The following is a 20,436-nucleotide window of genomic DNA, read 5'->3' as shown; positions in this document are numbered from 1 at the left end:
GTTAGAATCCCCGGCCTCCACCCTTCTTTCCCGCAACGGAGGCGGATGGCCTGTTTCGCCGTCACGCCCGTGGCTGATATGCATCAAACCCTGCGAATCACCGAGATTTTCTACTCGTTGCAGGGGGAAACACGTACCGCCGGCCTGCCGACGGTTTTCGTGCGCCTGACCGGCTGCCCCCTGCGTTGTCAGTACTGCGACACCGCCTACGCCTTCAGCGGCGGCGAGATCATGTCGCTCGACGCCATCCTCGAACGTGTCGCCGCCTACAAGCCGCGCTACATCTGCGTGACTGGCGGAGAACCGCTGGCCCAGCCCAATTGCATCCCGCTGCTGCAGCGTCTCTGCGACGCCGGCTACGACGTCTCCATCGAGACCAGCGGTGCGCTGGACGTGTCCGCCGTAGACCCGCGTGTCAGCAAGGTGGTCGATCTGAAGACCCCGGGCTCCGCCGAGGTCGGTCGCAATCGCTATGAGAACATCGCCCACCTGACGGCCAACGATCAGGTGAAGTTCGTCATTTGCTCCCGCGAGGACTATGACTGGGCGGTCTCGAAGCTGATCGAGTATCGCCTCGACCAGCGTGCCGGCGAAGTGCTGTTCTCTCCCAGTCATAAGGAAGTGAACGCCCGCGACCTGGCGGACTGGATCGTGGCCGACAACCTGCCCGTGCGTCTGCAACTGCAGTTGCACAAGATCCTCTGGAACGACGAGCCGGGCCACTGACCCCGGCGCGATTGCGCACCTGGCCTGCCCGTGCCCAGCGCCTGGGCGGGCCGATTTCGAGGGATATCCCATGAGCGAAAAGAAAGCGGTCATCCTGTTGTCCGGCGGCCTGGATTCGGCCACCGTGGTCGCCTTGGCCCGCGCCGAAGGCTACGCCTGCTACACCATGAGCTTCGACTATGGCCAGCGCCATCGCGCCGAGCTGAATGCCGCCGAGCGAGTGGCCCGCCAACTGGGCGTGGTGGAGCACAAGGTGATCGGTCTGAACCTGAATGGAATCGGCGGCTCCGCCCTCACCGACACCTCCATCGACGTACCCGAAAGCCCCACCGAGGGGATTCCGGTTACCTACGTCCCGGCCCGCAACACGGTGTTCCTGTCTCTGGCGCTCGGCTGGGCCGAAGTCCTTGGGGCGCAGGACATCTTCATCGGCGTCAATGCGGTGGATTACTCCGGCTACCCGGATTGCCGCCCCGAGTTCGTCGAGGCCTTCGAACGCATGGCCAACCTGGCGACCAAGGCCGGCGTAGAAGGGGAGGGCTTCCGCATCCGTGCGCCCCTGCAGAACCTGAGCAAAGCGGAAATCGTCCAGGCCGGCATGCGCCATGGCGTTGATTACGGGCTTACGGTGTCCTGCTACCAGGCTGATGATGACGGCCGCGCCTGTGGTAAGTGCGATAGCTGCAGATTGCGTGCAGCGGGCTTTGCTGCAGCCGGTGTGAATGATCCTACGCGCTATCAGTAAAATTTTTTCAAAGAGGTGTTGAATTCCTGAATAAAATCAGTATCATGCGCCTCGCGTTGGGTCGTTAGCTCAGTCGGTAGAGCAGTTGGCTTTTAACCAATTGGTCGTAGGTTCGAATCCTACACGACCCACCATACAAGCAGCGGGTGCAAGGTTCGGGAAGCGGTTGAAAAGCCGGATTCCAGAGGTTGCAAGCGCGAGAAGCGAGTCATAACACCGCTTCGAAAACATGAAAAAGCCCACCTGATCAGGTGGGCTTTTTTGTTTTCGCGATGCGAAGAATCGGGCAGGGCCGCGCTCCGACCTCGTTTGGGGAACGCGACCGCAGTGGGTCTGATCGCTCCGGGCGACAGGATCCGTCCGGCGATCACAGAGTCTTGTCCTTCAGGCTCTGTGATCGTCATCTGACGCGATCAAGGTGTCGGAACGGTGCTGGCCGCTACGGCGCCTCCACCATCCTCTGCCGCTTCTCTGGCCGCATCTGCGGCCTCTTCGGCTGCCTCACGGGCGGCATCTGCAGCCTCTTCGGCAGCCTCTCGGGCAGCATCCGCAGCATCGTCGTCAGGCGCCTTGGCCGCGTCCCTGGCTGCATCCGCCGCTTGTTTGGCGGCGTCTCTGGCCGCATCCGCGGACGCTCTGGCAGCATCTCTGGCTAGATCTGCAGCCTGTCTGGCAGCTTCTCTGTTCGCGTCTGCGTTCGGGTCGCCAGCCGCCTTGGCTGCATCCCGGGCTGCATCAGCGGCTTCCCTGGCAGCCTCTCTGGCTGCATCGGCGGCCTCTCTGGCAGCGTCTCGCTCTGCATTAGCGGCCTCTCGGGCCGCGTCCCTGGCGGCATCAGCAGCATCGTTATCGTTGGCGTCGTTGTCATCGGCATCGTTGTCATGGGCGTTGCCTGGACCGTTATTTCCGGCGATGCCGCCATGCTCGCCGTCGTCGCCACCGTTGCCAGGTCCGCCATGGCCGTCACCTCCGTGACCGGCATCGCCGTGGCCGCCATGTCCACCGCCGTCACCGCCGTCACCGCCATGGCCGCCACTTCCGCCTGAGCCGCCGTGCCCACCGCCGCCATCACCATGGCCGCCGCTGCCACCGTCCATAGCGTAGGCACTTGATGAATGTGAAAGGTAATCCGGTATCAAAACAGTCGACGCTGAAAGGACACCACCGATGGCCAGAGCAAGTAAGCACTTGTTAATAGGCATAATCAGCCTCCATCTTGCTTAGTTCGCTTGGGTCCCCCTCCCTACAAAAAAAGCAACCAAACGGTGGAGTTTTGATAGTGCGCAAAAGTTCATCATTTGACACGGCTTCCGCCCGCTGGTCGCTAAAAGGGCATCGGGAGAAACCTGAGTTCACAGAACCGAATCAATGGATCAGCGTTTGGTGTGCAGGCGGTGAGAGTTGGAAATCGGCCCGCCGTTCTCCGGATTTCGCGCTGCTGTCAGTCACGCATCAAGCGGCATGGTGATGACCAGTGTCGTTCCCTTTTCGGGGGCGCTGTGGATAGTGATATCCCCACCCAGCATGCTGACCCGCTCCTTCATGCCGGCCAGCCCAAACGACTCTGCCTTCTTCCTGCCGGTAATGCCGATGCCATCGTCTTCGATCCGCAGGTGCAGCCTGTTCCCTTCCTTGTAGAGCGCGATGTGGACGCGCGTCGCCTGTGCGTGTCGGGTGATGTTGGACATGGCTTCCTGAACGATGCGGAACAGTGATGTCGCACGCTTGTCGTCCTGATCGCTGTGGAAATCGTCCTCCTGGACCTGCAGGGTGCAGGCGATGCCGGTGCGCTGGCGGAATTCTTCCAGCTGCCACTCGATGGCGGCCACCAGCCCCAGGTCGAGCACCGGAGGGCGGAGATCGTTGATGATGGCGCGCACGCTCCGCATGGCCGTGTCGATGTGATTCATCGCGTCGGTGACCCGTTCGCGAAGTTCCGGGGGGAGTTCGTCGGCACGTTCCTGCAGCATGGAGATATCCATCCGCAGCGCCAGGAGGCTCTGCCCCAACTGGTCGTGGACTTCCCGGGCGATCCGTTTGCGCTCGTCCTCCTTGACTCGCTCCTGGTAGGCGGCCAGTTCGCGCAGCGTTAGCTTCGAGCGCAGCAATTCTTCGGCCTGAATAGTCAGCTTGCGTTGCAGGTAGAAAAAATCGACGAAGCGCCGGATTTTGGCGCGCAGCACGTCCGGGAGGATCGGCGAGAGGATGAAGTCCACTGCGCCGGAACCGTATCCGCGGACCCGCTCGGCGTCCGAATTCGCTTCGGCGGTGACGAAGATGATGGGCGTGTGCGCCGACTTCGGCCGGCCGTGGATCAGGGTTGCGGCCTCGAAGCCGTCCATGTCCGGCATTCTCACGTCCAGCACGATGGCGGCGAAATCGCGTTGCAGCAGCTGGCGCAGGGCTTCGCGCCCCGAGGTGGCGGAGGTGACGTCCAGTCCCATGTCGGCAACCATGGCACGGAGTGCGACGAGCTTGGCCGGGTTGTCGTCCACCAACAGGATCGAGGCTGGTACCCCATCGGGGGGCGCCAGGTGGTGTAGCTGGATTTCCTCCTTGAAAACCGGTGAGTCTTTTTGCTCGGTCCCCATATTCATCGTCCTGTTCGCTTGTGCCACTGTGGCGCGATCAAGCCCCGTCGCCAACGCGTCAGCGATAGAGCCATTTGCGTATCAGCGACAGTAACTGCTCGGCGTTCACCGGCTTGCTGACGTAGTCGGATGCACCCGCCTCGATGCAGCGTTCCCGGTCGCCCTTCATCGCCTTGGCCGTCAACGCGATCATTGGCAAGGCATCGAACTTCTTGTGCCGGCGAATCTGGCGCATGGTTTCGAAGCCATCCATGCCGGGCATCATGATGTCCATCAGGACGACGTCGATGTCCGGTTGCTGCTGCAGGAGTTCGATCGCGGTCCGGCCATTTTCCGCCGATGTCACCTGCATCCGATTGGACTCCAGGACGCTGGTCAGCGCGAAAATGTTGCGCACGTCGTCGTCCACCACCAGGGCCTTCCTGCCGTCGAGGCTCATCGACGTTTCATGGAGGTGCTCGAGTACCTTGCGCTGGGCCTCCGGCATCTTTGAAGCGTCGCGGTGCAGGTACAACGTCGTTTCATCCAGCATGCGCTCCAGGGAGCGGACCTCCTTGATCACGCCCTTGCCCAGCAGGGTCCTGAGCTTTTGCCTGTCTGGCTTGGGCAGCGCTTCCGAGCCGAAAACGATGAGCGGCAGGTCGCGGGTGGCGCTGTTCTCCAGCAGCGCTTCGAGGAAATCGATCTCGGAGCCGCCAGGACGCTTCAGATTGATCACCAGGCAGTCGAAGCGCTTCTTGCCCAGCCGTTTCAGGGCGTCGGTGCCACTCGCGACCGCTTCCAGGTGGATGTTCCCGTCGCCGAGAAGTTCCAGGATGCGAGCACGCTGGCCTTCGTCGCTTTCGACGATCAGCAGGTTGGGGGTCTTGCGCTGCGCCAGCTTGGTCAGGCTGGTCAGGGCCTGTTTGGCGTCATTGGCCGCAACCGGCTTGGCCAGGTGGTCGAATGCACCGTGGCGCCGTCCCTGGGCACGATCATCATCGGCCGAGACGATCTGCACCGGGATGTGCCGCGTGGCCAGGTCCAGCTTGATCTGCTCGAGCACCAGCCACCCGTCGATGTCCGGTACGTCGAGGTCAAGGGTGATGGCGACGGGCGCGAAGCGTTTGGTCAGTTCCAGCGCCTCCCTGCCACGGGGGCTGACGATGCATTTGAGCCCTTGCTGCCGCGCAGTGGCAAGCCAGGTGGCGGAGAGGCGGGTGTCCGCCCCAACCGCCAGCAGCACCCGGTCTCCGGGTTGCACGCTGTCACGGTCGTCGACCACCTGCTCGGGCTGGGACTGTGGCTGGTCGGCCTCTATTTCCGTCGCCGGTTCTTCGGGGGCCGGGTGGCTGATGTCGCTGGCCCGAACCGGTACGAACAGGGCGAAGCTGCTGCCTTTGCCGAGCTCGCTGCTGAGCAGCCGCAGCTCGCCTCCCAGCAGGCGCGCGAGTTCGCTGCTGATGGAGAGGCCGAGGCCGGTGCCGCCGTACTTCCGCGAGGTGCCCGTGTCGGCCTGCTGGAACGCCTCGAAGATGAGGTTTTGCTTCTCGGCGGAAATACCGATGCCAGAGTCGGTCACTACAAAGCTCACCACCGAACTGGCGCGATTGAGCGTGGCGTGGTTCGCGCTCCAACCCGAAGCGGCGGGAGCGATGGCGATCTTCACGCCCCCTTTCTCGGTGAACTTGAAGGCGTTGGACAGCAGATTCTTGACCACCTGCAGGAGGCGTTTGCCGTCCGTCCACATGGTGGGTGGCAAGGTCCGCGCCAGCTGGATGGTGAAGTTGAGCCCACGGCTCTCGGCAACGGGGCGGAAGGTGCGTTCGATCTGGTCGTGCAGGTCGGAAAGCTGGGTGTCGTTGAGATCCAGGCTGACGGTGCCGGACTCGATCTTGGACAGATAGAGGATTTCGTCGATCAGCTCCAGCAGGTCCTTGCCGGCACCGTGGATGGTCCGGGCGTATTCGACCTGCTTGGGCGTGAGGTTCATTTCCGCGTTGTCGCTCAACTGCTGGGCCAGGATCAGCAGGCTGTTCAGCGGGGTCCGTAGCTCGTGGGACATGCTGGAGAGGAATTCGGACTTGTACTTGGACGTCTGCATCAACTGCTCCGCCTTCTCTTCCAAGGACAGCTTGGTGATCTCCACCTCCCGATTCTTGCGTTCGACTTCGGCCTTCTGCTCTTCCAGCAGTCGGGCCTTGTGCTCCAGTTCTTCGTTGGTCTGCTTCAGTTCTTCCTGCTGGCTGCGCAGCTCTTCGGCCAGGGACTGCGACTGGGCGAGCAGCTCCTCGGTGCGCAAGTTGGCCTCGATGGTGTGGAGCACGATGCCGATGGACTCGGCGAGCTGGTCGAGAAAGTTCTGGTGGATCGTGCTGAACGCCGTCAGCGAGGCGATTTCGACCACCGCCTTCACCTTGTCCTCGAAGAGGATGGGCAACACGATGATGTTCAGCGGCGCGGCCGCCCCCAGGCCCGAGGAAATGGCGACGTAGCTGCTGGGAACGTCGGTCAGCAGGATGCGCCGTTTCTCATAGGCGCATTGCCCCACCAGCCCTTCGCCCAGGCGCCATTCATCGTTGACGTTGATGTTCTCCTTGAACGCATAGGTGGACAGCAGCTTCAGCTTCGGGGCTTCGAGCGGGTTCTCGATCATCATGTAGAACACGCCGTGCTGGGCCTCGATCAGCGGTGCCAGTTCGGAAAGCACCAGCCTGCCGACGGCGTACAAGTCACGTTGGCCCTGGAGCAGGCGGGTGAACTTCGCAAGGTTGGCTTTCAACCAGACCTGATCCGCGTTCTGCCGCGTGGTTTCGCGCAGGTTGCGGATCATCTCGTTGACGTTGTCCTTCAGCTCCGCCACTTCGCCTTTGGCTTCCACCAGGACTTCTCGGGTCAGGTCGCCCTTGGTCACTGCAGTGGCCACCTCGGCGATTGCCCGCACCTGGCTGGTCAGGTTGGCCGCGAGGCCATTCACGTTGTCGGTGAGGTCGCGCCAGGTACCGGCAGCGCCCGGCACATTGGCCTGGCCGCCCAGCTTGCCCTCGACGCCCACTTCCCGCGCCACCGAGGTGACCTGTTCGGAGAACAGCGCCAGGGTGTCGGTCATGTCGTTGATGGTGTCGGCCAGCTCGGCGATCTCGCCTTTGGCCTCCAGCGTGAGTCTTTTCTTCATGTCGCCGTTGGCGACGGCGGTCACCACCTTGGCAATACCACGCACCTGGTTGGTGAGGTTGCCCGCCATGAAGTTCACGTTCTGGGTCAGGTCCTTCCAGGTTCCGGACACACCCTCCACCTGGGCCTGGCCGCCGAGCTTGCCCTCGCTGCCCACTTCGCGGGCCACCCGCGTCACCTCGGCGGCGAAGCTGTTCAGCTGGTCCACCATGGTGTTGATGGTGTTCTTCAGCTCGACGATCTCGCCCTTGGCTTCCACCGTGATCTTGCGCCCGAGGTCGCCCTTGGCCACGGCCGTGGTGACGTCCGCGATGTTGCGCACCTGGTTGGTGAGGTTGGCGGCCATGCTGTTCACCGAGTCGGTCAGGGCCTTCCAGGTACCGCCGACACCGGTCACCGTGGCCTGGCCCCCCAGCTTGCCGTCGGTGCCCACCTCGCGAGCCACCCGGGTCACCTCGTCGGCGAAGTTCGAAAGCTGTTCGATCATGGTGTTCACGGTGTTCTTCAGCTCGAGGATCTCGCCCTTGGCTTCTACCGTGATCTTCTTGCCCAGGTCGCCGCGCGCCACAGCGGTGGTGACTTCAGCGATATTGCGGACCTGGTTGGTGAGGTTGGCGGCCATGCTGTTGACCGAGTCGGTCAGGTCCTTCCAGGTACCGGATACGCCGGGTACCTGTGCCTGACCGCCGAGGATCCCTTCAGTGCCCACTTCGCGCGCCACGCGGGTCACCTCGGCGGTGAACGCGCCAAGGCGCATCACCATGGTGTTCACAGTGTCGGCCGAGCGCAGGAACTGCCCCTTCAGTTTCAGGCCGTCGAACTCGGTCGGCATCTGCTGGAGCAGATCGCCTTCGGCGACCGAGCCAATCACGCGAATCATTTCGCTCATGGGGCTGACGAGATCATCCATGAGCGCATTGCTCGAGTTGGCGATGGTGCGCCAAGAGCCTCGGAGCATCGGCAGCCCAACGCGCTCATGGACCTTGCCCTGCTTGCCCACCAGCCGTGCCACGCGTTCGAGCTCGCTGACGGTGTCGGCCGCCATGTCGATGATGTCGTTGAGGGTGTCGGCGATCTTGCCCGGCGTGCCTGTCCAGTCTTCCGGCATGCGAGCGGTGAAGTCGCCCTTGCGGAATGCCTTCAGGGTCGCGAGCAGGGTCGCCAGGTCCAGTTGTTCGGGTAGCCTCGCAGTAGTCATGGTCCGCCCCGCAAGGTTGAGAAATCCTCTTCCCGGAGCGTTTGCGTCGGCTAAAACCCATGCGCCAGGAATGGAGCTGCCCCGGACTAGAGCGTGCACAAGTCCCGGCGGCACTGCCGCACACCCGGTATTACCCGTGCTCGCACCCTGAAACTATAGCTGCCGGGTAGGCCGTCCATACCATCAGTCCCCCAGCGTGTTTCCACGACTTGCCGGGTACTGGTCGCAGGCATACTGTTAAATCTTGTCTGCAATGCGTTATGTGGAGGGCAGGGCCCGCTTCGAGGCGTTCCATGGCTGACCGAAAAATCAGGATCTTGTTGGTGGATGACCACAACATCGTGCGCAATGGGGTACGGCGCATGTTGGAAACTGCCGACGAGATGGAAGTCGCGGGTGAGGCGGGAACAGCAGAGGACGCGATTCGCCTCCTTCAGGACCAGGAGTTCGATGTGGCCCTGGTGGATATCAGCTTGCCCGACAAGAGCGGCCTCCACCTCCTCAGGATGATGCGGACCCAGAAGCCCGCAATGGCGGTGCTGATGCTGAGCATGCACTCCATCGAGGCCTATGCCGTGCGCGCCATCAAACAAGGTGCGGCGGGCTATCTGACCAAGGACATTTCCGTCTCCACGCTGATCGATGCGGTGCGCAAGGCGGCCCAGGGCGGCAAGCACGTCACCCCGGAACTGGCCGAACAGCTGGTGAATGCCATTGGGAGCGGTGGCGGGGCGCCCCACGAATCGCTCTCGGACCGGGAGCTGGAAGTGCTCAAGCTGCTCGCCTCGGGTGCGCGGATCATCCACATCGCCGAACTCCTGCATCTCAGCCCCAGTACCGTCACTACCTACCGTGCGCGCATCCTGGAAAAGACCGGCATGGACAGCAATGCCAAGCTGGCGCGCTACGCCCTCGAAAACGACCTCCTGAACTGAACGCCATCTCCTTGTAGTCGAACCCCTACACAGCACTGGCCGATTACACGACAACAGGTGCGCGCAAACGACGATACCTGCGCTTGTCTCGATTCCGCATAGTTACTTCCACTGCTGGACACGCTTCTGGAGAAGGGAGATTCGTCCGTAAATCCGTTCACAACGACCTGTCGAACGGAGGCGGAACCTGCAAGCCACCAGCGAACAACCTTTTCCCGAGACCGGGAAATCGAGCCGCCAAACAAGATCCATGGGCCGAATCGACAGCCGTCCTGTCGGTCCCGGCAGCGTCATCGCCACGAGAAACCTTTCAAAGTGAGGAAAACGCATCATGGAACCCGTCATCAAAGAACACGAATTCATTACCGTGCTTCGACACGTCATGTCGCACGGTTGCATTACCCTTCTCGCGGTCGGCATCGCCTTCACCGCGCCGGATATCGCACGGTTCATCCTCTTCGAGTGGTGGCCGCGGGTGGAGCTGGACTCCAACCTGTTACTCGCCTCGGAAATCGGCCTGGCTTCGGCACTGATGCTGCTGCTCACCCTGGGCAAGTGTGTCTGGGACAGCCGCTACCGCATCGCGAGCGCCAAGGTAGCTTCATTGTTGTTCGCCAGGAGTCCGCAGACCCAAAGGAGCTGGCTGACCAAGCTGCAGGAGCGCAACCTGAAGCGCTCATTGCCAGCGGCCCGTGATGCGTCCGTCCTGTCGCTCACCGGCTACGAGACGCTGACCTCGCCGGAAAGCCTGTTACGGGACGTCTTCAACAATGCCTACGAAGTCCGCGTCATGCTGCTCAACCCCTGCAGCGAGGCGGCGCGCAGGCGGCTGGCGACGCTCCCCGTGGAGTGCACGGCCTCCAGCTATCGAGAGGAACTCTCGGCCAGCATCGAGTTCCTCGACCGCTGCCGCACGCGCGGCAAGAAGGTGTCGCTGAAGTTCTATGACGAAGACCCTTTCTGGAAGGTGGTGGTCCTGGATGACCGGGTCTGGGTCCAGCACTGCCAGAGCGGCCGCGAGATAAAGGATCAGACCGAGTACGTCTTCGGGCTCCATCACGCCGACCCGACTCAGGGACTGTTCGTACCCTTCTATAGCTACTTCCTGCAGAAATGGAACGAGCCCGGTCACTGGGAATACGACTTCGACACCCGGGAGCTGGTGCGGCGGGACGCTGTCACGGGTGTCGAGACCGAGCGGGTCCGGCTTGAGTTGCCGGTCGACGGTGTGGATGCGCCGTCGCTGAACGTGTTGAGTTCGTCTTCGCCGACGCAGCCATGCGCGTCAGTGAGACGACTCACGACCAGGGACGGGTTTGTACCGGGCGTCTCGCCCTGACGGGTGCGGCAATCATGTCGAGCGAACGAGAACGAGCAAGCAGGAGGGTGAACAATGGGTTACTGGCTGTGTGCCTTGCTGTGGGGTTTGGTGCTGTTGGAGGAAGTCCAGTGCATCCCCCTTCGGGAGTGGAAAGCCGACGGCATGAGCAAGGTGCTCATGTTGCGTCGGACCAGAACCAAGGGCGCGTACTTGCTTGCTCTGGCGGCGGGCGCGTTCTGCTTGTCTGTCGAGACTTCCCAGGTGCTGCTAAACCGAAGCGATTTTGACTTCAACGAGCTGGTCGCTCTGGCAAGCGTGCTCTGGGGTGGTTACCTGGCCATGCTCTGCATGAAGGGGAAGCGATAGATCTGTTTTTCAATTCGGTCACGCTCAGGCAACCACGGTTTGGCCGAATCACAAGTTGGTGCTGATGTTGGGACTTTAGCGTGTCTGTAGGGCTGTATCGGTGCGGGGCGCACCGGGGTTCGTAGAGGGAGTCATACAGGCACTACTGGTCCGGGCCCGCCTTTCGAGGCGGGCTTTTTTATGCGCCCGCTGGCGGCTCAGGCGCTCAAGTAGGATGGCCGGGCGGCGCTCCGCGAGCCTGCGAAACCCATCGACACCGCGCCGACAGCATGGGTTTCGCTCCGCTCTACCCATCCTACGACCCCCCCCCCCGAAAATCCGCGATGAACCTTTTTGTGTCCGGAATTCGTAAGTCCTGAAGACTGAAATGCGAAGGAGAAATGTTTAACGGGAAAGGGACAAACGGGGATTGCCACGGTGGTCCCGGAGCCGCCAAATCTGCGATATCATCCGCGCCCCTAACCCCCATGGCGCCTTGGCTCCAGGGGGCGGGTGTATAATTGACTCCGCGCCACCGCGCTCGCAGGTTCCAGCCCTATGACACAGCTTTCCGAACGCTTTCTGGTCCAGGCCCACCTTGCTGCCAAACAGCCCAAGCAGCTGACGGCCGAGGAGGAGGCGCACTACCGTGCCGCCATCGCCGCCGAGCTGAAGGCGAGAGACGCGGTTCTGGTGGCTCATTACTACTGCGACCCGGTGATCCAGGCGCTGGCCGAGGAAACCGGCGGCTGCGTCTCCGACTCCCTGGAAATGGCCCGTTTCGGCAACCAGCACTCGGCTCAGACCGTGGTGGTCGCCGGCGTGAAGTTCATGGGCGAGACCGCGAAGATCCTCAATCCGGAAAAACGCGTTCTGATGCCCACCCTGGAAGCCACCTGCTCTCTCGACCTGGGCTGCCCCGTGGACGAGTTCTCGGCGTTCTGCGACCAGCATCCGGAGCGCACCGTGGTCGTCTACGCCAACACCTCGGCTGCCGTGAAAGCCCGTGCCGACTGGGTGGTGACCTCCAGCTGCGCCCTGGAAATCGTCGAGAGCCTGATGGACAACGGCGAGAAGATCATCTGGGCACCGGACCAGCATCTGGGCCGCTACATCCAGCGTGAAACCGGTGCCGACATGCTGCTCTGGGACGGTGCCTGCATCGTCCACGAAGAGTTCAAGGCCAAGCAGCTGCAAGACATGAAGGCGCTCTATCCGGACGCCGCCGTGCTGGTTCACCCGGAATCGCCCGAAGCGGTGATCGAACTGGCCGATGCCGTGGGTTCCACCAGCCAGCTGATCAAGGCTGCGCAGACCCTGCCGAACAAGATGTTCATCGTCGCCACCGACCGCGGCATCTTCTACAAGATGCAGCAGCTATGCCCGGACAAGCAGTTCATCGAAGCGCCCACCGCCGGCAACGGCGCCGCTTGCCGCAGCTGCGCCCACTGCCCGTGGATGGCCATGAACACCCTGGAGCGCACCCTGCAGGCCCTGCGTGAAGGCACCAACGAGATTTTCGTCGATCCGGCGCTGGTTCCGCGGGCGGTCAAACCGCTCAAGCGCATGCTCGATTTCACTCAAGCGGCGCGTCTGAAGCAGGCCGGCAACGCCTGATCCCCGCCCAGAAAAAAGCCCGGACCTGTCCGGGCTTTTTTGTTTCCGTCCCCCAGCAGGGTGGGGCGGTCAGCGTTCCGCTTCGGCCCACCACTGCGGCGAGGCGCGATCAGCGCATCATCTGCTTGACCATCCGCTGCTGTTCCATCAGCTCCTGCTGGCGGGCGTCGATGCGTGCGGCCAGGGGGAAGTTGCTACCGGCACGGCGCTTGGCGAAGTCCAACTGCTCAAGGGCCTGGTCGAAGTCGCCCACCAACGCAAAGTACTCGGCGCGGGCCTGGTGCAGGCCGATGGTGTTGCCGGCCAGGCCGCGTACCTCGGCCACCTCGTACCAGACATCCGGGTCGGCAGGGCGGCTCTTGAGCAGGTCGTCGAGGGCTTTCTCGGCGTCCTTGGGCTTGTTCTGCTTCACCAGCAGGTCGCTGCGCATCTGCTTCAGCGGGTAATTGTTGGGGTACAGGCTGAGCATCCGGTCGACGCGCTGCTGGGCCTCGGCCAGGCGGTTGGCGGTGATGTCCAGGTCCACCTGGGCCAGGTTGTAGACGATCTCGTTGGGCGCCTTGGCCAGCAGGGGCGCCAGGTTCTCACGCGCCTGGTTGAGCTGGCCGCCCTTGGTCAGCGCGATGACCAGGCCGTAGCGGGCCGCATCCTGCTTCGGGTCTTCCTCAAGCAGGGCGCGGAAACGCTTGGTGGCGATGCCTGGGGTTTCCTCGAACATCAGCTGCACGCGGGCGCGCATCAACTGGTAGCGCAGGCTGTTCTCGACGCCGCCGGGGGGCAGTTGTTCCGCGCGGTTGCGGGTGTCGGCGATGCGGTTTTCAGTCACCGGGTGGGTGAGGAGGAATTCCGGCGGCTTGGCGTCATAGCGGTACTGACGCATCAGGCGCTCGAACATGCGGGGCATGGCGCGCGGGTCATAGCCGGCCTTTTCCAGGTTGAGCAGACCGATGCGGTCGGCTTCCTGTTCGTTCTGCCGTGAGAAGCGGCGCTGTTCCTGGATGGCCGCGGCCTGGGTGCCCATGATCGCCGCGATGCCGGCATCACCGGCGCCTGCGGCGGCGGCGACAATGCCGGCGAGCATCGCGGCCATCACCGGAACCTGCATGCGCTGCTGGGCCTCGACGCCACGGGCGAAGTGGCGTTGCGACAAGTGCGCCAGTTCGTGGGCCAGTACCGAGGCGTATTCGGCCTCGGTGGGGGCGTAGAGGAACAGACCGCCGTTGACGCCGATGATCCCGCCGGGGGCGGCGAAGGCGTTGAGCTGCGGGCTGTTGAGCAGCACGAACTCCAGGCGGCGGTCCTGCAACTGGCTGGTCTCAGCCAGTCGGTAGACGCTGGTCTCGACATAGTCCTTGAGCTGCGGGTCGTTCAGTTGCGGCACCTGGGCGCGCAGCAGACCCAGCCAGGCGCGACCGAGCTGATGTTCCTGTTCCGGGGAAACGATGGAAGAACTGGAGTCCCCCAGGGCAGGCAGATCGTCAGCCATGACGGGGGTAGCGAGAAGGCAGGCAAGCGTCAGCAGAGTGGGGCGCAGAAAGGTCATGCACTGGGCTCGTTGGCGGCAAAGGCCTAACTGTAGCTTCCATGCCGGCCAACTGGAAAGCGACGCTCTGCCTTGGGTATCCTAACCACCCGCTCAAGAATTTCCGCCCGCGACCACCCCGCGCCCCCGCAAGGCACCTTCCCCGGAGATTTCCCCATGACTGACACCGCCAGTCGAGCCGACGCTTTCGACGTCGAACTGGATGCCAGCGGCCTGAATTGCCCGTTGCCGTTGCTCAAGGCCAAGCTCGAGCTCAATCGCCTGCCCAGCGGCGCTGTGCTCAAGGTGATCGCCACCGACGCCGGCTCCCAGCGCGATTTTCGCGCTTTCGCCCAACTGGCCGGGCACCAGTTGTTGCGCGAAGAGGTCGAAGACGGCGTATTCCGCTACTGGCTGCGCAAGGCCTGACACCTGCCCGGTTCCCGGGCCCTCCAAGGATTTCCAATGCTCAAGGTGCTTCGCGACTGGGTGCAGCGCTACTTCTCCGATGAAGAAGCCGTGGTGCTGGCCGTCGTCCTGGTTCTCGGCTTCACCGCTGTACTCACCCTCGGCAACATGCTCGCACCCGTGTTGGCGGGGATGGTCCTGGCCTTCCTCATGCAGGGGATGGTCAACCTGCTGGAGCGCATTCACCTGCCGCAGACGTTCGCGGTGTGGATTGTCTTCACCCTCTTCATCGGCGCCCTGGCGCTGATCCTCGGGGTGCTGGTGCCGCTGCTCTGGCAGCAGGTCAGCACCCTGTTCAAGGAAGTGCCGGGCATGCTCGCCGAATGGCAATCGCTGCTGCTGCTCCTGCCCGAGCGCTACCCGCACCTGGTGACCGACGAGCAGGTGCTGAGGGCGATCGAACTCACCCGCAACGAAGTGGGCAAGTTCGGCCAGTGGGCGCTCACCTTCTCCCTGTCCAGCCTGCCGCTGCTGGTCAACATCATGATCTACCTGGTGCTGGTGCCCATCCTGGTGTTCTTCTTCCTCAAGGACCGGGAGCTGATCGGGCGCTGGTTCGGTGGTTACCTGCCCAGCGAGCGCGGGTTGATGACCCAGGTCTGGGAAGAAGTGAACCTCCAGATTGCCAACTACATTCGCGGCAAGGTGATCGAGATTGTCATCTGCGGCGGCGTGACCTACGTGGCCTTCGTCTGGCTGGGGCTCAACTACGCGGCGCTGCTGGGCCTGCTGGTGGGGCTCTCGGTGGTGGTGCCGTACATCGGCGCAGTGGTGGTGACCGTGCCGGTGGCGCTGATCGCCCTGTTCCAGTGGGGCTGGAGCGACCAGTTCATCTACCTGATGGTGGTCTACACCGTGATCCAGACCCTGGATGGCAATGTCCTGGTGCCGCTGCTGTTTTCCGAGGCGGTGAACCTGCACCCGGTGGCGATCATCTGCGCGGTGCTGCTGTTTGGCGGGCTCTGGGGCTTCTGGGGCGTGTTCTTCGCCATCCCGCTGGCGACCCTGTTCAAGGCCGTGCTGGACGCCTGGCCCCGCGCGGGTCCGCCATTGGAGGCAGGGCGCTGAGGGGAAAGAAAAAAGGCCGCAATCGCGGCCTTTTTTATTGGAGCGAGCCTCAGCCCTTGTTCAGTGCCTGGGCGGCTGCAAGTACCGCATCCACGTGGCCCGGCACCTTCACACCGCGCCACTCCTGACGCAGCACGCCGGCCTTGTCGATCAGGAAGGTGCTGCGGTCGACGCCCATGTATTCCTTGCCGTAGAGCTTCTTCAGCTTGATCACGTCGAACAGCTGGCAGAGTGCCTCGTCCTTGTCCGAGATCAGCTCGAAGGGGAACTCCTGCTTGCACTTGAAGTTCTCGTGAGACTTCATGCCGTCGCGCGATACGCCGAACACCAGGGTGTTGGCCGCCAGGAAGGCGCCGTGCTGGTCGCGAAATCCCTGGCCTTCGGTGGTGCAGCCTGGAGTGCTGTCCTTCGGGTAGAAATAGATCACCACCTGCTTGCCCTTCAGGGCCGACAGGCTGACTTCCAGACCGCTGGTGGCCTGGGCGGTGAAGTCGGCGACGGGTTGGTTCAGGGAAACGGCCATGTCAGCTTGCTCCTCAGGGGTGTTGCGGGCGCCAGGGTTCGATCAGGGCGTCCAGGTTCAGGGCATCGGCGAAGTCGAGGAACTGGTCGCGCAGCCAGCTGATCTGGGTGCCTGCCGGCAGGGTCACGGTGATGGTGGCATTGAGCATGGTGCTGCCGGTCTGTGGCGCCTGGTAGGTGTCGCAGGTGAGGTTTTCCAGCTCCACGCGGTGATCGATGAAGAACTGGCACAGCTCGTTGAGAATGTCCGGGCGGTACGCGGCGCTGACGTAGGCCACGTAGGGCAGGGCCTGGGGCCGTACGTCGAGGGCGCTGCTGCGGGTCATGTTGGCGGTGAAGCCATGGCGCTTGGACAGCGCCGTGACCCCGGATTCCAGTCGTGCCAGGCCGTCCCAGCTGCCCGAGATCTGCAGCACCAGGGCGCAGTACTCACCGTGGCGGGTCAGTCGGCTGCTGACCACGGCGCAGCGGTTCTCCTGGCTGGCGCGGCACAGCACGTTGGTCAGCTCCATCGGGTTGCGGCCCAGGGCACTGATCAGGAGGAATTGTTCGCGGGGCGGGGTGGTGGACATGCAGCATTCCTAGAGCGAGGGGAGGGCGGCCGGGGCCGCGCTGTTCAAACCGGGAAGGTTAGCGAAAAGCGCCGCCGGGGGGAATGCCGGAACCGCCTGACGGCGCTTGCGTTCACCTTGTGCAAGGCCTGAGCCGACAGTACCATTACGGCTCTCTTTTTCCGGCAGGAGCGGTTGCATGATTGCGGGCAGTATGGTGGCACTGGTTACGCCCATGGATGCGCAGGGTCAATTGGACTGGGACAGCCTTTCCAAACTCGTTGACTTCCATCTTCAAGAGGGCACCAACGCCATAGTCGCCGTCGGCACCACTGGCGAATCCGCCACGCTGGACGTCTCCGAGCACGTCGAGGTGATCCGTCGCGTAGTGGACCAGGTCAACGGCCGCATTCCGGTCATCGCCGGCACCGGTGGCAATTCCACCCGTGAATCGGTCGAGCTCACCGCCGCTGCCAAGCGTGTCGGCGCCGATGCCTGCCTGCTGGTGACCCCGTACTACAACAAGCCGACCCAGGAAGGCCTGTACCAGCACTTCCGCCACATCGCCGAAGCCGTGGCCATCCCGCAGATTCTCTACAACGTACCGGGCCGCACCGTCTGCGACATGCTGCCCGAGACCGTCGAGCGCCTGTCCAAGATCAGCAACATCATCGGTATCAAGGAAGCCACCGGCGACCTGCAGCGTGGCCAGGAAGTACTGGACCGCGTGAGCAAGGACTTCCTCGTCTACTCCGGTGACGACGCCACCGCCGTCGAGCTGATGCTGATGGGCGGCAAGGGCAACATCTCCGTGACCGCCAACGTCGCCCCGCGCGCCATGGCCGACCTCTGCGCCGCCGCCATGCGTGGCGAAGCCGAAGCCGCCCGCGCCATCAACGACAAGCTGATGCCGCTGCACAAGGCCCTGTTCATCGAGTCCAACCCGATTCCGGTGAAATTCGCCCTGCACGAAATGGGTCTGATTCCCGATGGCATCCGCCTGCCGCTGACCTGGCTCAGCCCGCGCTGCCACGAACCGCTGCGTCAGGCCATGCGCCAGTCCGGCATCCTGGCCTAATTCCAAGGAAACATTGCGCATGAAGCGACTGGCCGGACTCTCCGCACTCGCCCTGATCATTTCCAGCACCAGCGGTTGCGGCTGGCTCTGGGGCAAAGATGGCTACTTCCGTGACCGTGGCAGCGACTACCTCGAATCGCGCCAGACTGCGCCCATGCAGCTCCCGCCGAATGTCGACGCCAAGCGCCTCGACCCGCTGCTGCCGGTACCGATGAACGTTGCCGACAGCCGTGCTGAAGGTGAATTTGAAGTACCGCGTCCCCAGGCCCTCCAGGCCAAGGGCGAGGTCAGCGACTACAGCCTGCAGAAGAGCGGCGATTCCCGCTGGGTCGTGGCCCAACGCGTACCGGCTGAAGCCTGGCCGGTGGCCCGCCAGTTCTTCGAGGACGGCGGCTTCCGCATCGCCGACGAGCGTCCGCAGACCGGTGAATTCAGCACCGACTGGCAGCGTCTCGACCAGCTTTCCGGCCCCCTGGCCCGCCGCCTGGGTAGCCGCGTGAGTGGCGTCGAGCCGGACAGCGAACTCCGTGCCCGCGTCCGCATCGAGCCGGGCGTGCAGCGCAACACCAGCGAAATCTTCGTCACCACCGTTTCCCGTCCGGCCGGCAGCACCGCCGACACCGGTTGGCCGAGCCGTTCCGACAACCCGGCTATGGAAGCCGCACTGCTGGATGAAATGCTCGCCAGCATGGCCCGCAGCGCTGAGCAAGGCGGCTCCGTGTCCCTGCTCGCCGCCCGTGACTTCGATGCCCCGAGCCGCGTGACCCTGTCCGAAGACGGCAACGGCAACCCGATGCTCAGCCTCGGCGCCGACTTCGACCGCTCCTGGTCCAGCGTCGGCCGCGCCCTGGAAGCGGGCGACGTGCGTATCGACGACATCAACCGCAGCCTGGGCGTCTACTACATCAACCTCGCCGAAGGCGCGGTGAAGAAGGACGAGAAGCCCGGCTTCTTCAGCCGACTGTGGGGCAGCGACGCCAGCGAGGAAGAAATCGAGGCGCGCGCCGAGCGCTACCAGGTTCGTCTGACCCGCGTTGGCGACAGCGTGCAGGTCACTGTAGAGAAGGACATCAACACCGTGGCTCCCGCCGATGTGGCGCGCCGCGTGCTGACCCTGATCCAGGAAAACCTCGGCTAAGTAGCGCCGCTAAGCGGCGCAGCGTGGAACACAACAAGGCGAAACCCCCGGGTTTCGCCTGTTTCGTTTGATAAAGGCGGAAAACGACATGAGCACACCCACCACCCTCAGCCTGAAGAAGATCTACTCGGGCAAGGTCCGCGACCTCTACGAAATCGACGACAAGCGCATGCTGATGGTCGCCACCGACCGCCTTTCCGCGTTCGACGTGATCCTCGATGAGCCGATCCCGGAGAAGGGCAAGATCCTCACCGCCATCTCCAACTTCTGGTTCGACAAGCTCAAAGGCATCGTTCCCAACCACTTCACCGGCGACAAGGTGGAAGATGTGGTTGCGGCCACCGAGCTGCCCCTGGTGGAAGGCCGTGCCGTGGTGGCCAAGCGCCTCAAGCCCGTAGCCGTCGAAGCCATCGTCCGTGGCTACATCGTTGGCTCCGGCTGGAAGGAATACCAGAAGACCGGCACCGTCTGCGGCATCCAGCTGCCGGCCGGCCTGAAGGAAGCCTCCAAGCTCCCGCAGCCCATCTTCACCCCCTCGACCAAGGCCGCCGTCGGCGACCACGACGAGAACATCTCCTTCGAACAGTGCGAAGCCATCATCGGCAAGGAACTGGCCGCCAAGGTCCGTGACACCGCCATCGCCCTGTACAGCACCGCCGTCGAATACGCCGCCACCCGCGGCATCATCATCGCCGACACCAAGTTCGAGTTCGGCATCGACGAAGACGGCACCCTGACCCTGATGGACGAAGTGCTGACCCCCGACTCCAGCCGCTTCTGGCCGGTGGAAAGCTACGTCGAAGGCAAGAACCCGCCCAGCTTCGACAAGCAGTTCGTCCGCGACTGGCTGGAATCCACCGGCTGGAACAAGGAACCGCCAGCCCCGGCCGTCCCCGCCGAAGTCGCCCAGAAAACCGCCGACAAGTACCGCGAAGCCCTGACCAAGCTGACGTCCTGATCCGCTTTCTCCCCTCTCCCTCCGGGAGAGGGGCCGGGGGAGAGGGATGTCCCCGGCGCCTCGGTCTGCCCTTCGCAACGCAACCATCTGAAACCACGCGAAAAAATCGCCCCACGGGCTTCGCCAATGGCCCATGAACTGGTATGATGCGCGCCGTTCGGGAAGATGCCGGAGTGGCCGAACGGGACGGATTCGAAATCCGTTGTGTCAGCAATGGCACCTAGGGTTCAAATCCCTATCTTCCCGCCATACATGAAAAGCCCCGCAGACGAGAGTCTGCGGGGCTTTTTGCTTTCCGGGTTCCCTGCGTTGCTTGGCGATTCGGCTTTTCTTGAAGCCCGGTAGTCCTTCGGCTTCGCGCCACGTCTTGATGTGAGCTGGCGTCGGATTTGGCACCTTCTTACGGGATGTTTGGCACCGCAGTTCGGGAGCCGCAGATGAGAATTTTGCGCGACTCTTGGCACTTTCAGCGAAAGCGCCAAACGAAACGGGAAGAGGCG

17 protein-coding genes and 2 tRNA genes are annotated in these 20,436 nt (G+C 63.2%); 14 read left to right on the top strand and 5 right to left on the bottom strand.

What is annotated here, in order from left to right:
• The first annotated feature begins 78 nt into the window (after positions 1 to 78).
• From queE to TQ98_RS28325, 4 genes are all read left to right on the top strand, one after another.
• Positions 79 to 726 carry a 7-carboxy-7-deazaguanine synthase QueE gene (gene queE / locus TQ98_RS20645; RefSeq protein ID WP_044871496.1) on the top strand — a complete coding sequence of 216 codons (648 nt, stop codon included), beginning with the start codon at positions 79 to 81 and terminating at the stop codon, positions 724 to 726.
• Between the two features lie 70 nt (positions 727 to 796).
• A complete protein-coding gene (gene queC / locus TQ98_RS20640; protein WP_044871475.1) occupies positions 797 to 1,471 on the top strand; it encodes a 7-cyano-7-deazaguanine synthase QueC in 675 nt (224 codons plus the stop codon).
• Between the two features lie 58 nt (positions 1,472 to 1,529).
• Positions 1,530 to 1,605, top strand: a tRNA-Lys gene (locus TQ98_RS20635).
• A 747-nt stretch (positions 1,606 to 2,352) separates the two neighbouring features.
• Positions 2,353 to 2,517 carry a hypothetical protein gene (locus TQ98_RS28325; RefSeq protein ID WP_158249368.1) on the top strand — a complete coding sequence of 55 codons (165 nt, stop codon included), beginning with the start codon at positions 2,353 to 2,355 and terminating at the stop codon, positions 2,515 to 2,517.
• Positions 2,518 to 2,916: 399 nt separating this feature from the next.
• On the opposite strand, the gene TQ98_RS20625 is transcribed toward TQ98_RS28325, so the two are convergent.
• Together TQ98_RS20625 and TQ98_RS20620 are read right to left on the bottom strand one after the other, a co-directional pair.
• Positions 2,917 to 4,062: a response regulator gene (locus TQ98_RS20625; RefSeq protein WP_044871473.1), complete on the bottom strand. Its 1,146-nt coding sequence runs from the start codon at positions 4,060 to 4,062 to the stop codon at positions 2,917 to 2,919.
• A 58-nt stretch (positions 4,063 to 4,120) separates the two neighbouring features.
• On the bottom strand, positions 4,121 to 8,413 hold the full coding sequence (locus tag TQ98_RS20620; protein ID WP_044871472.1) for a response regulator: 4,293 nt from the start codon (positions 8,411 to 8,413) through the stop codon (positions 4,121 to 4,123).
• A gap of 323 nt (positions 8,414 to 8,736) precedes the next feature.
• Here TQ98_RS20620 and TQ98_RS20615 point away from each other — a divergent pair, with 323 nt between their 5' ends.
• The 4 genes from TQ98_RS20615 to nadA all read left to right on the top strand — a co-directional run bounded on the left by TQ98_RS20615 (position 8,737) and on the right by nadA (position 12,631).
• Positions 8,737 to 9,348: a response regulator transcription factor gene (locus TQ98_RS20615; RefSeq protein WP_242443168.1), complete on the top strand. Its 612-nt coding sequence runs from the start codon at positions 8,737 to 8,739 to the stop codon at positions 9,346 to 9,348.
• 331 nt (positions 9,349 to 9,679) lie between these two features.
• Positions 9,680 to 10,687, top strand: coding sequence for a hypothetical protein (locus TQ98_RS20610; RefSeq protein WP_044871470.1), 1,008 nt, complete (start codon positions 9,680 to 9,682; stop codon positions 10,685 to 10,687).
• Positions 10,688 to 10,741: 54 nt separating this feature from the next.
• Positions 10,742 to 11,035 (top strand): hypothetical protein, encoded by a 294-nt coding sequence (locus TQ98_RS20605; RefSeq protein WP_044871469.1) that lies wholly within the window; start codon positions 10,742 to 10,744, stop codon positions 11,033 to 11,035.
• Between the two features lie 537 nt (positions 11,036 to 11,572).
• Positions 11,573 to 12,631 (top strand): quinolinate synthase NadA, encoded by a 1,059-nt coding sequence (gene nadA / locus TQ98_RS20600; RefSeq protein ID WP_103103030.1) that lies wholly within the window; start codon positions 11,573 to 11,575, stop codon positions 12,629 to 12,631.
• Positions 12,632 to 12,740: 109 nt separating this feature from the next.
• Here nadA and TQ98_RS20595 read toward each other — a convergent pair whose 3' ends face one another.
• Positions 12,741 to 14,174: a M48 family metalloprotease gene (locus TQ98_RS20595; RefSeq protein ID WP_044871466.1), complete on the bottom strand. Its 1,434-nt coding sequence runs from the start codon at positions 14,172 to 14,174 to the stop codon at positions 12,741 to 12,743.
• A gap of 156 nt (positions 14,175 to 14,330) precedes the next feature.
• Here TQ98_RS20595 and TQ98_RS20590 point away from each other — a divergent pair, with 156 nt between their 5' ends.
• Positions 14,331 to 14,582 carry a sulfurtransferase TusA family protein gene (locus TQ98_RS20590; protein ID WP_044871465.1) on the top strand — a complete coding sequence of 84 codons (252 nt, stop codon included), beginning with the start codon at positions 14,331 to 14,333 and terminating at the stop codon, positions 14,580 to 14,582.
• 36 nt (positions 14,583 to 14,618) lie between these two features.
• Positions 14,619 to 15,689 (top strand): AI-2E family transporter, encoded by a 1,071-nt coding sequence (locus tag TQ98_RS20585; protein WP_044871464.1) that lies wholly within the window; start codon positions 14,619 to 14,621, stop codon positions 15,687 to 15,689.
• 49 nt (positions 15,690 to 15,738) lie between these two features.
• On the opposite strand, the gene TQ98_RS20580 is transcribed toward TQ98_RS20585, so the two are convergent.
• Positions 15,739 to 16,212, bottom strand: a complete 474-nt coding sequence (locus TQ98_RS20580; RefSeq protein WP_044871463.1) for a peroxiredoxin — start codon at positions 16,210 to 16,212, stop codon at positions 15,739 to 15,741.
• A gap of 13 nt (positions 16,213 to 16,225) precedes the next feature.
• The gene (locus TQ98_RS20575; protein ID WP_044871462.1) at positions 16,226 to 16,783 is read right to left on the bottom strand and encodes a glycine cleavage system protein R; all 558 of its coding nucleotides are present in this window, start codon (positions 16,781 to 16,783) and stop codon (positions 16,226 to 16,228) included.
• 178 nt (positions 16,784 to 16,961) lie between these two features.
• On the opposite strand from TQ98_RS20575, the gene dapA reads away from it, so the two are divergent.
• The 4 genes from dapA (at position 16,962) to TQ98_RS20555 (ending at position 20,185) form a co-directional block, all read left to right on the top strand.
• The gene (gene dapA, locus TQ98_RS20570) at positions 16,962 to 17,840 is read left to right on the top strand and encodes a 4-hydroxy-tetrahydrodipicolinate synthase (protein WP_044871461.1); all 879 of its coding nucleotides are present in this window, start codon (positions 16,962 to 16,964) and stop codon (positions 17,838 to 17,840) included.
• Between the two features lie 19 nt (positions 17,841 to 17,859).
• Positions 17,860 to 18,978, top strand: coding sequence for an outer membrane protein assembly factor BamC (gene bamC / locus TQ98_RS20565; protein ID WP_044871460.1), 1,119 nt, complete (start codon positions 17,860 to 17,862; stop codon positions 18,976 to 18,978).
• A gap of 88 nt (positions 18,979 to 19,066) precedes the next feature.
• Complete coding sequence (locus TQ98_RS20560) at positions 19,067 to 19,936, top strand: phosphoribosylaminoimidazolesuccinocarboxamide synthase (protein ID WP_044871459.1); 870 nt, start codon at positions 19,067 to 19,069, stop codon at positions 19,934 to 19,936.
• Positions 19,937 to 20,095: 159 nt separating this feature from the next.
• Positions 20,096 to 20,185: transfer RNA gene (locus tag TQ98_RS20555), tRNA-Ser, on the top strand.
• The last annotated feature ends 251 nt before the right edge of the window (positions 20,186 to 20,436 follow it).

This window comes from Pseudomonas sp. LFM046, assembly GCF_000949385.2.
GTDB lineage: Bacteria > Pseudomonadota > Gammaproteobacteria > Pseudomonadales > Pseudomonadaceae > Metapseudomonas.
The sequence above is the reverse complement of the archived record's forward strand: the minus strand, read 5'-3'. Positions and strand labels throughout refer to the sequence as shown.

Coding starts and splice junctions, on each gene's coding strand:
- TQ98_RS20590 (WP_044871465.1), top strand. CDS start 14,331: ATGACTGACACCGCCAGTCGAGCCGACGCTTTCGACGTCGAACTGGAT.
- TQ98_RS20620 (WP_044871472.1), bottom strand. CDS start 8,413: ATGACTACTGCGAGGCTACCCGAACAACTGGACCTGGCGACCCTGCTC.
- bamC (WP_044871460.1), top strand. CDS start 17,860: ATGAAGCGACTGGCCGGACTCTCCGCACTCGCCCTGATCATTTCCAGC.
- TQ98_RS20625 (WP_044871473.1), bottom strand. CDS start 4,062: ATGGGGACCGAGCAAAAAGACTCACCGGTTTTCAAGGAGGAAATCCAG.
- TQ98_RS20610 (WP_044871470.1), top strand. CDS start 9,680: ATGGAACCCGTCATCAAAGAACACGAATTCATTACCGTGCTTCGACAC.
- TQ98_RS28325 (WP_158249368.1), top strand. CDS start 2,353: ATGGGCGTTGCCTGGACCGTTATTTCCGGCGATGCCGCCATGCTCGCC.
- TQ98_RS20595 (WP_044871466.1), bottom strand. CDS start 14,174: ATGACCTTTCTGCGCCCCACTCTGCTGACGCTTGCCTGCCTTCTCGCT.
- nadA (WP_103103030.1), top strand. CDS start 11,573: ATGACACAGCTTTCCGAACGCTTTCTGGTCCAGGCCCACCTTGCTGCC.
- TQ98_RS20560 (WP_044871459.1), top strand. CDS start 19,067: ATGAGCACACCCACCACCCTCAGCCTGAAGAAGATCTACTCGGGCAAG.
- TQ98_RS20575 (WP_044871462.1), bottom strand. CDS start 16,783: ATGTCCACCACCCCGCCCCGCGAACAATTCCTCCTGATCAGTGCCCTG.
- TQ98_RS20580 (WP_044871463.1), bottom strand. CDS start 16,212: ATGGCCGTTTCCCTGAACCAACCCGTCGCCGACTTCACCGCCCAGGCC.
- TQ98_RS20585 (WP_044871464.1), top strand. CDS start 14,619: ATGCTCAAGGTGCTTCGCGACTGGGTGCAGCGCTACTTCTCCGATGAA.
- dapA (WP_044871461.1), top strand. CDS start 16,962: ATGATTGCGGGCAGTATGGTGGCACTGGTTACGCCCATGGATGCGCAG.
- queC (WP_044871475.1), top strand. CDS start 797: ATGAGCGAAAAGAAAGCGGTCATCCTGTTGTCCGGCGGCCTGGATTCG.
- queE (WP_044871496.1), top strand. CDS start 79: ATGCATCAAACCCTGCGAATCACCGAGATTTTCTACTCGTTGCAGGGG.
- TQ98_RS20605 (WP_044871469.1), top strand. CDS start 10,742: ATGGGTTACTGGCTGTGTGCCTTGCTGTGGGGTTTGGTGCTGTTGGAG.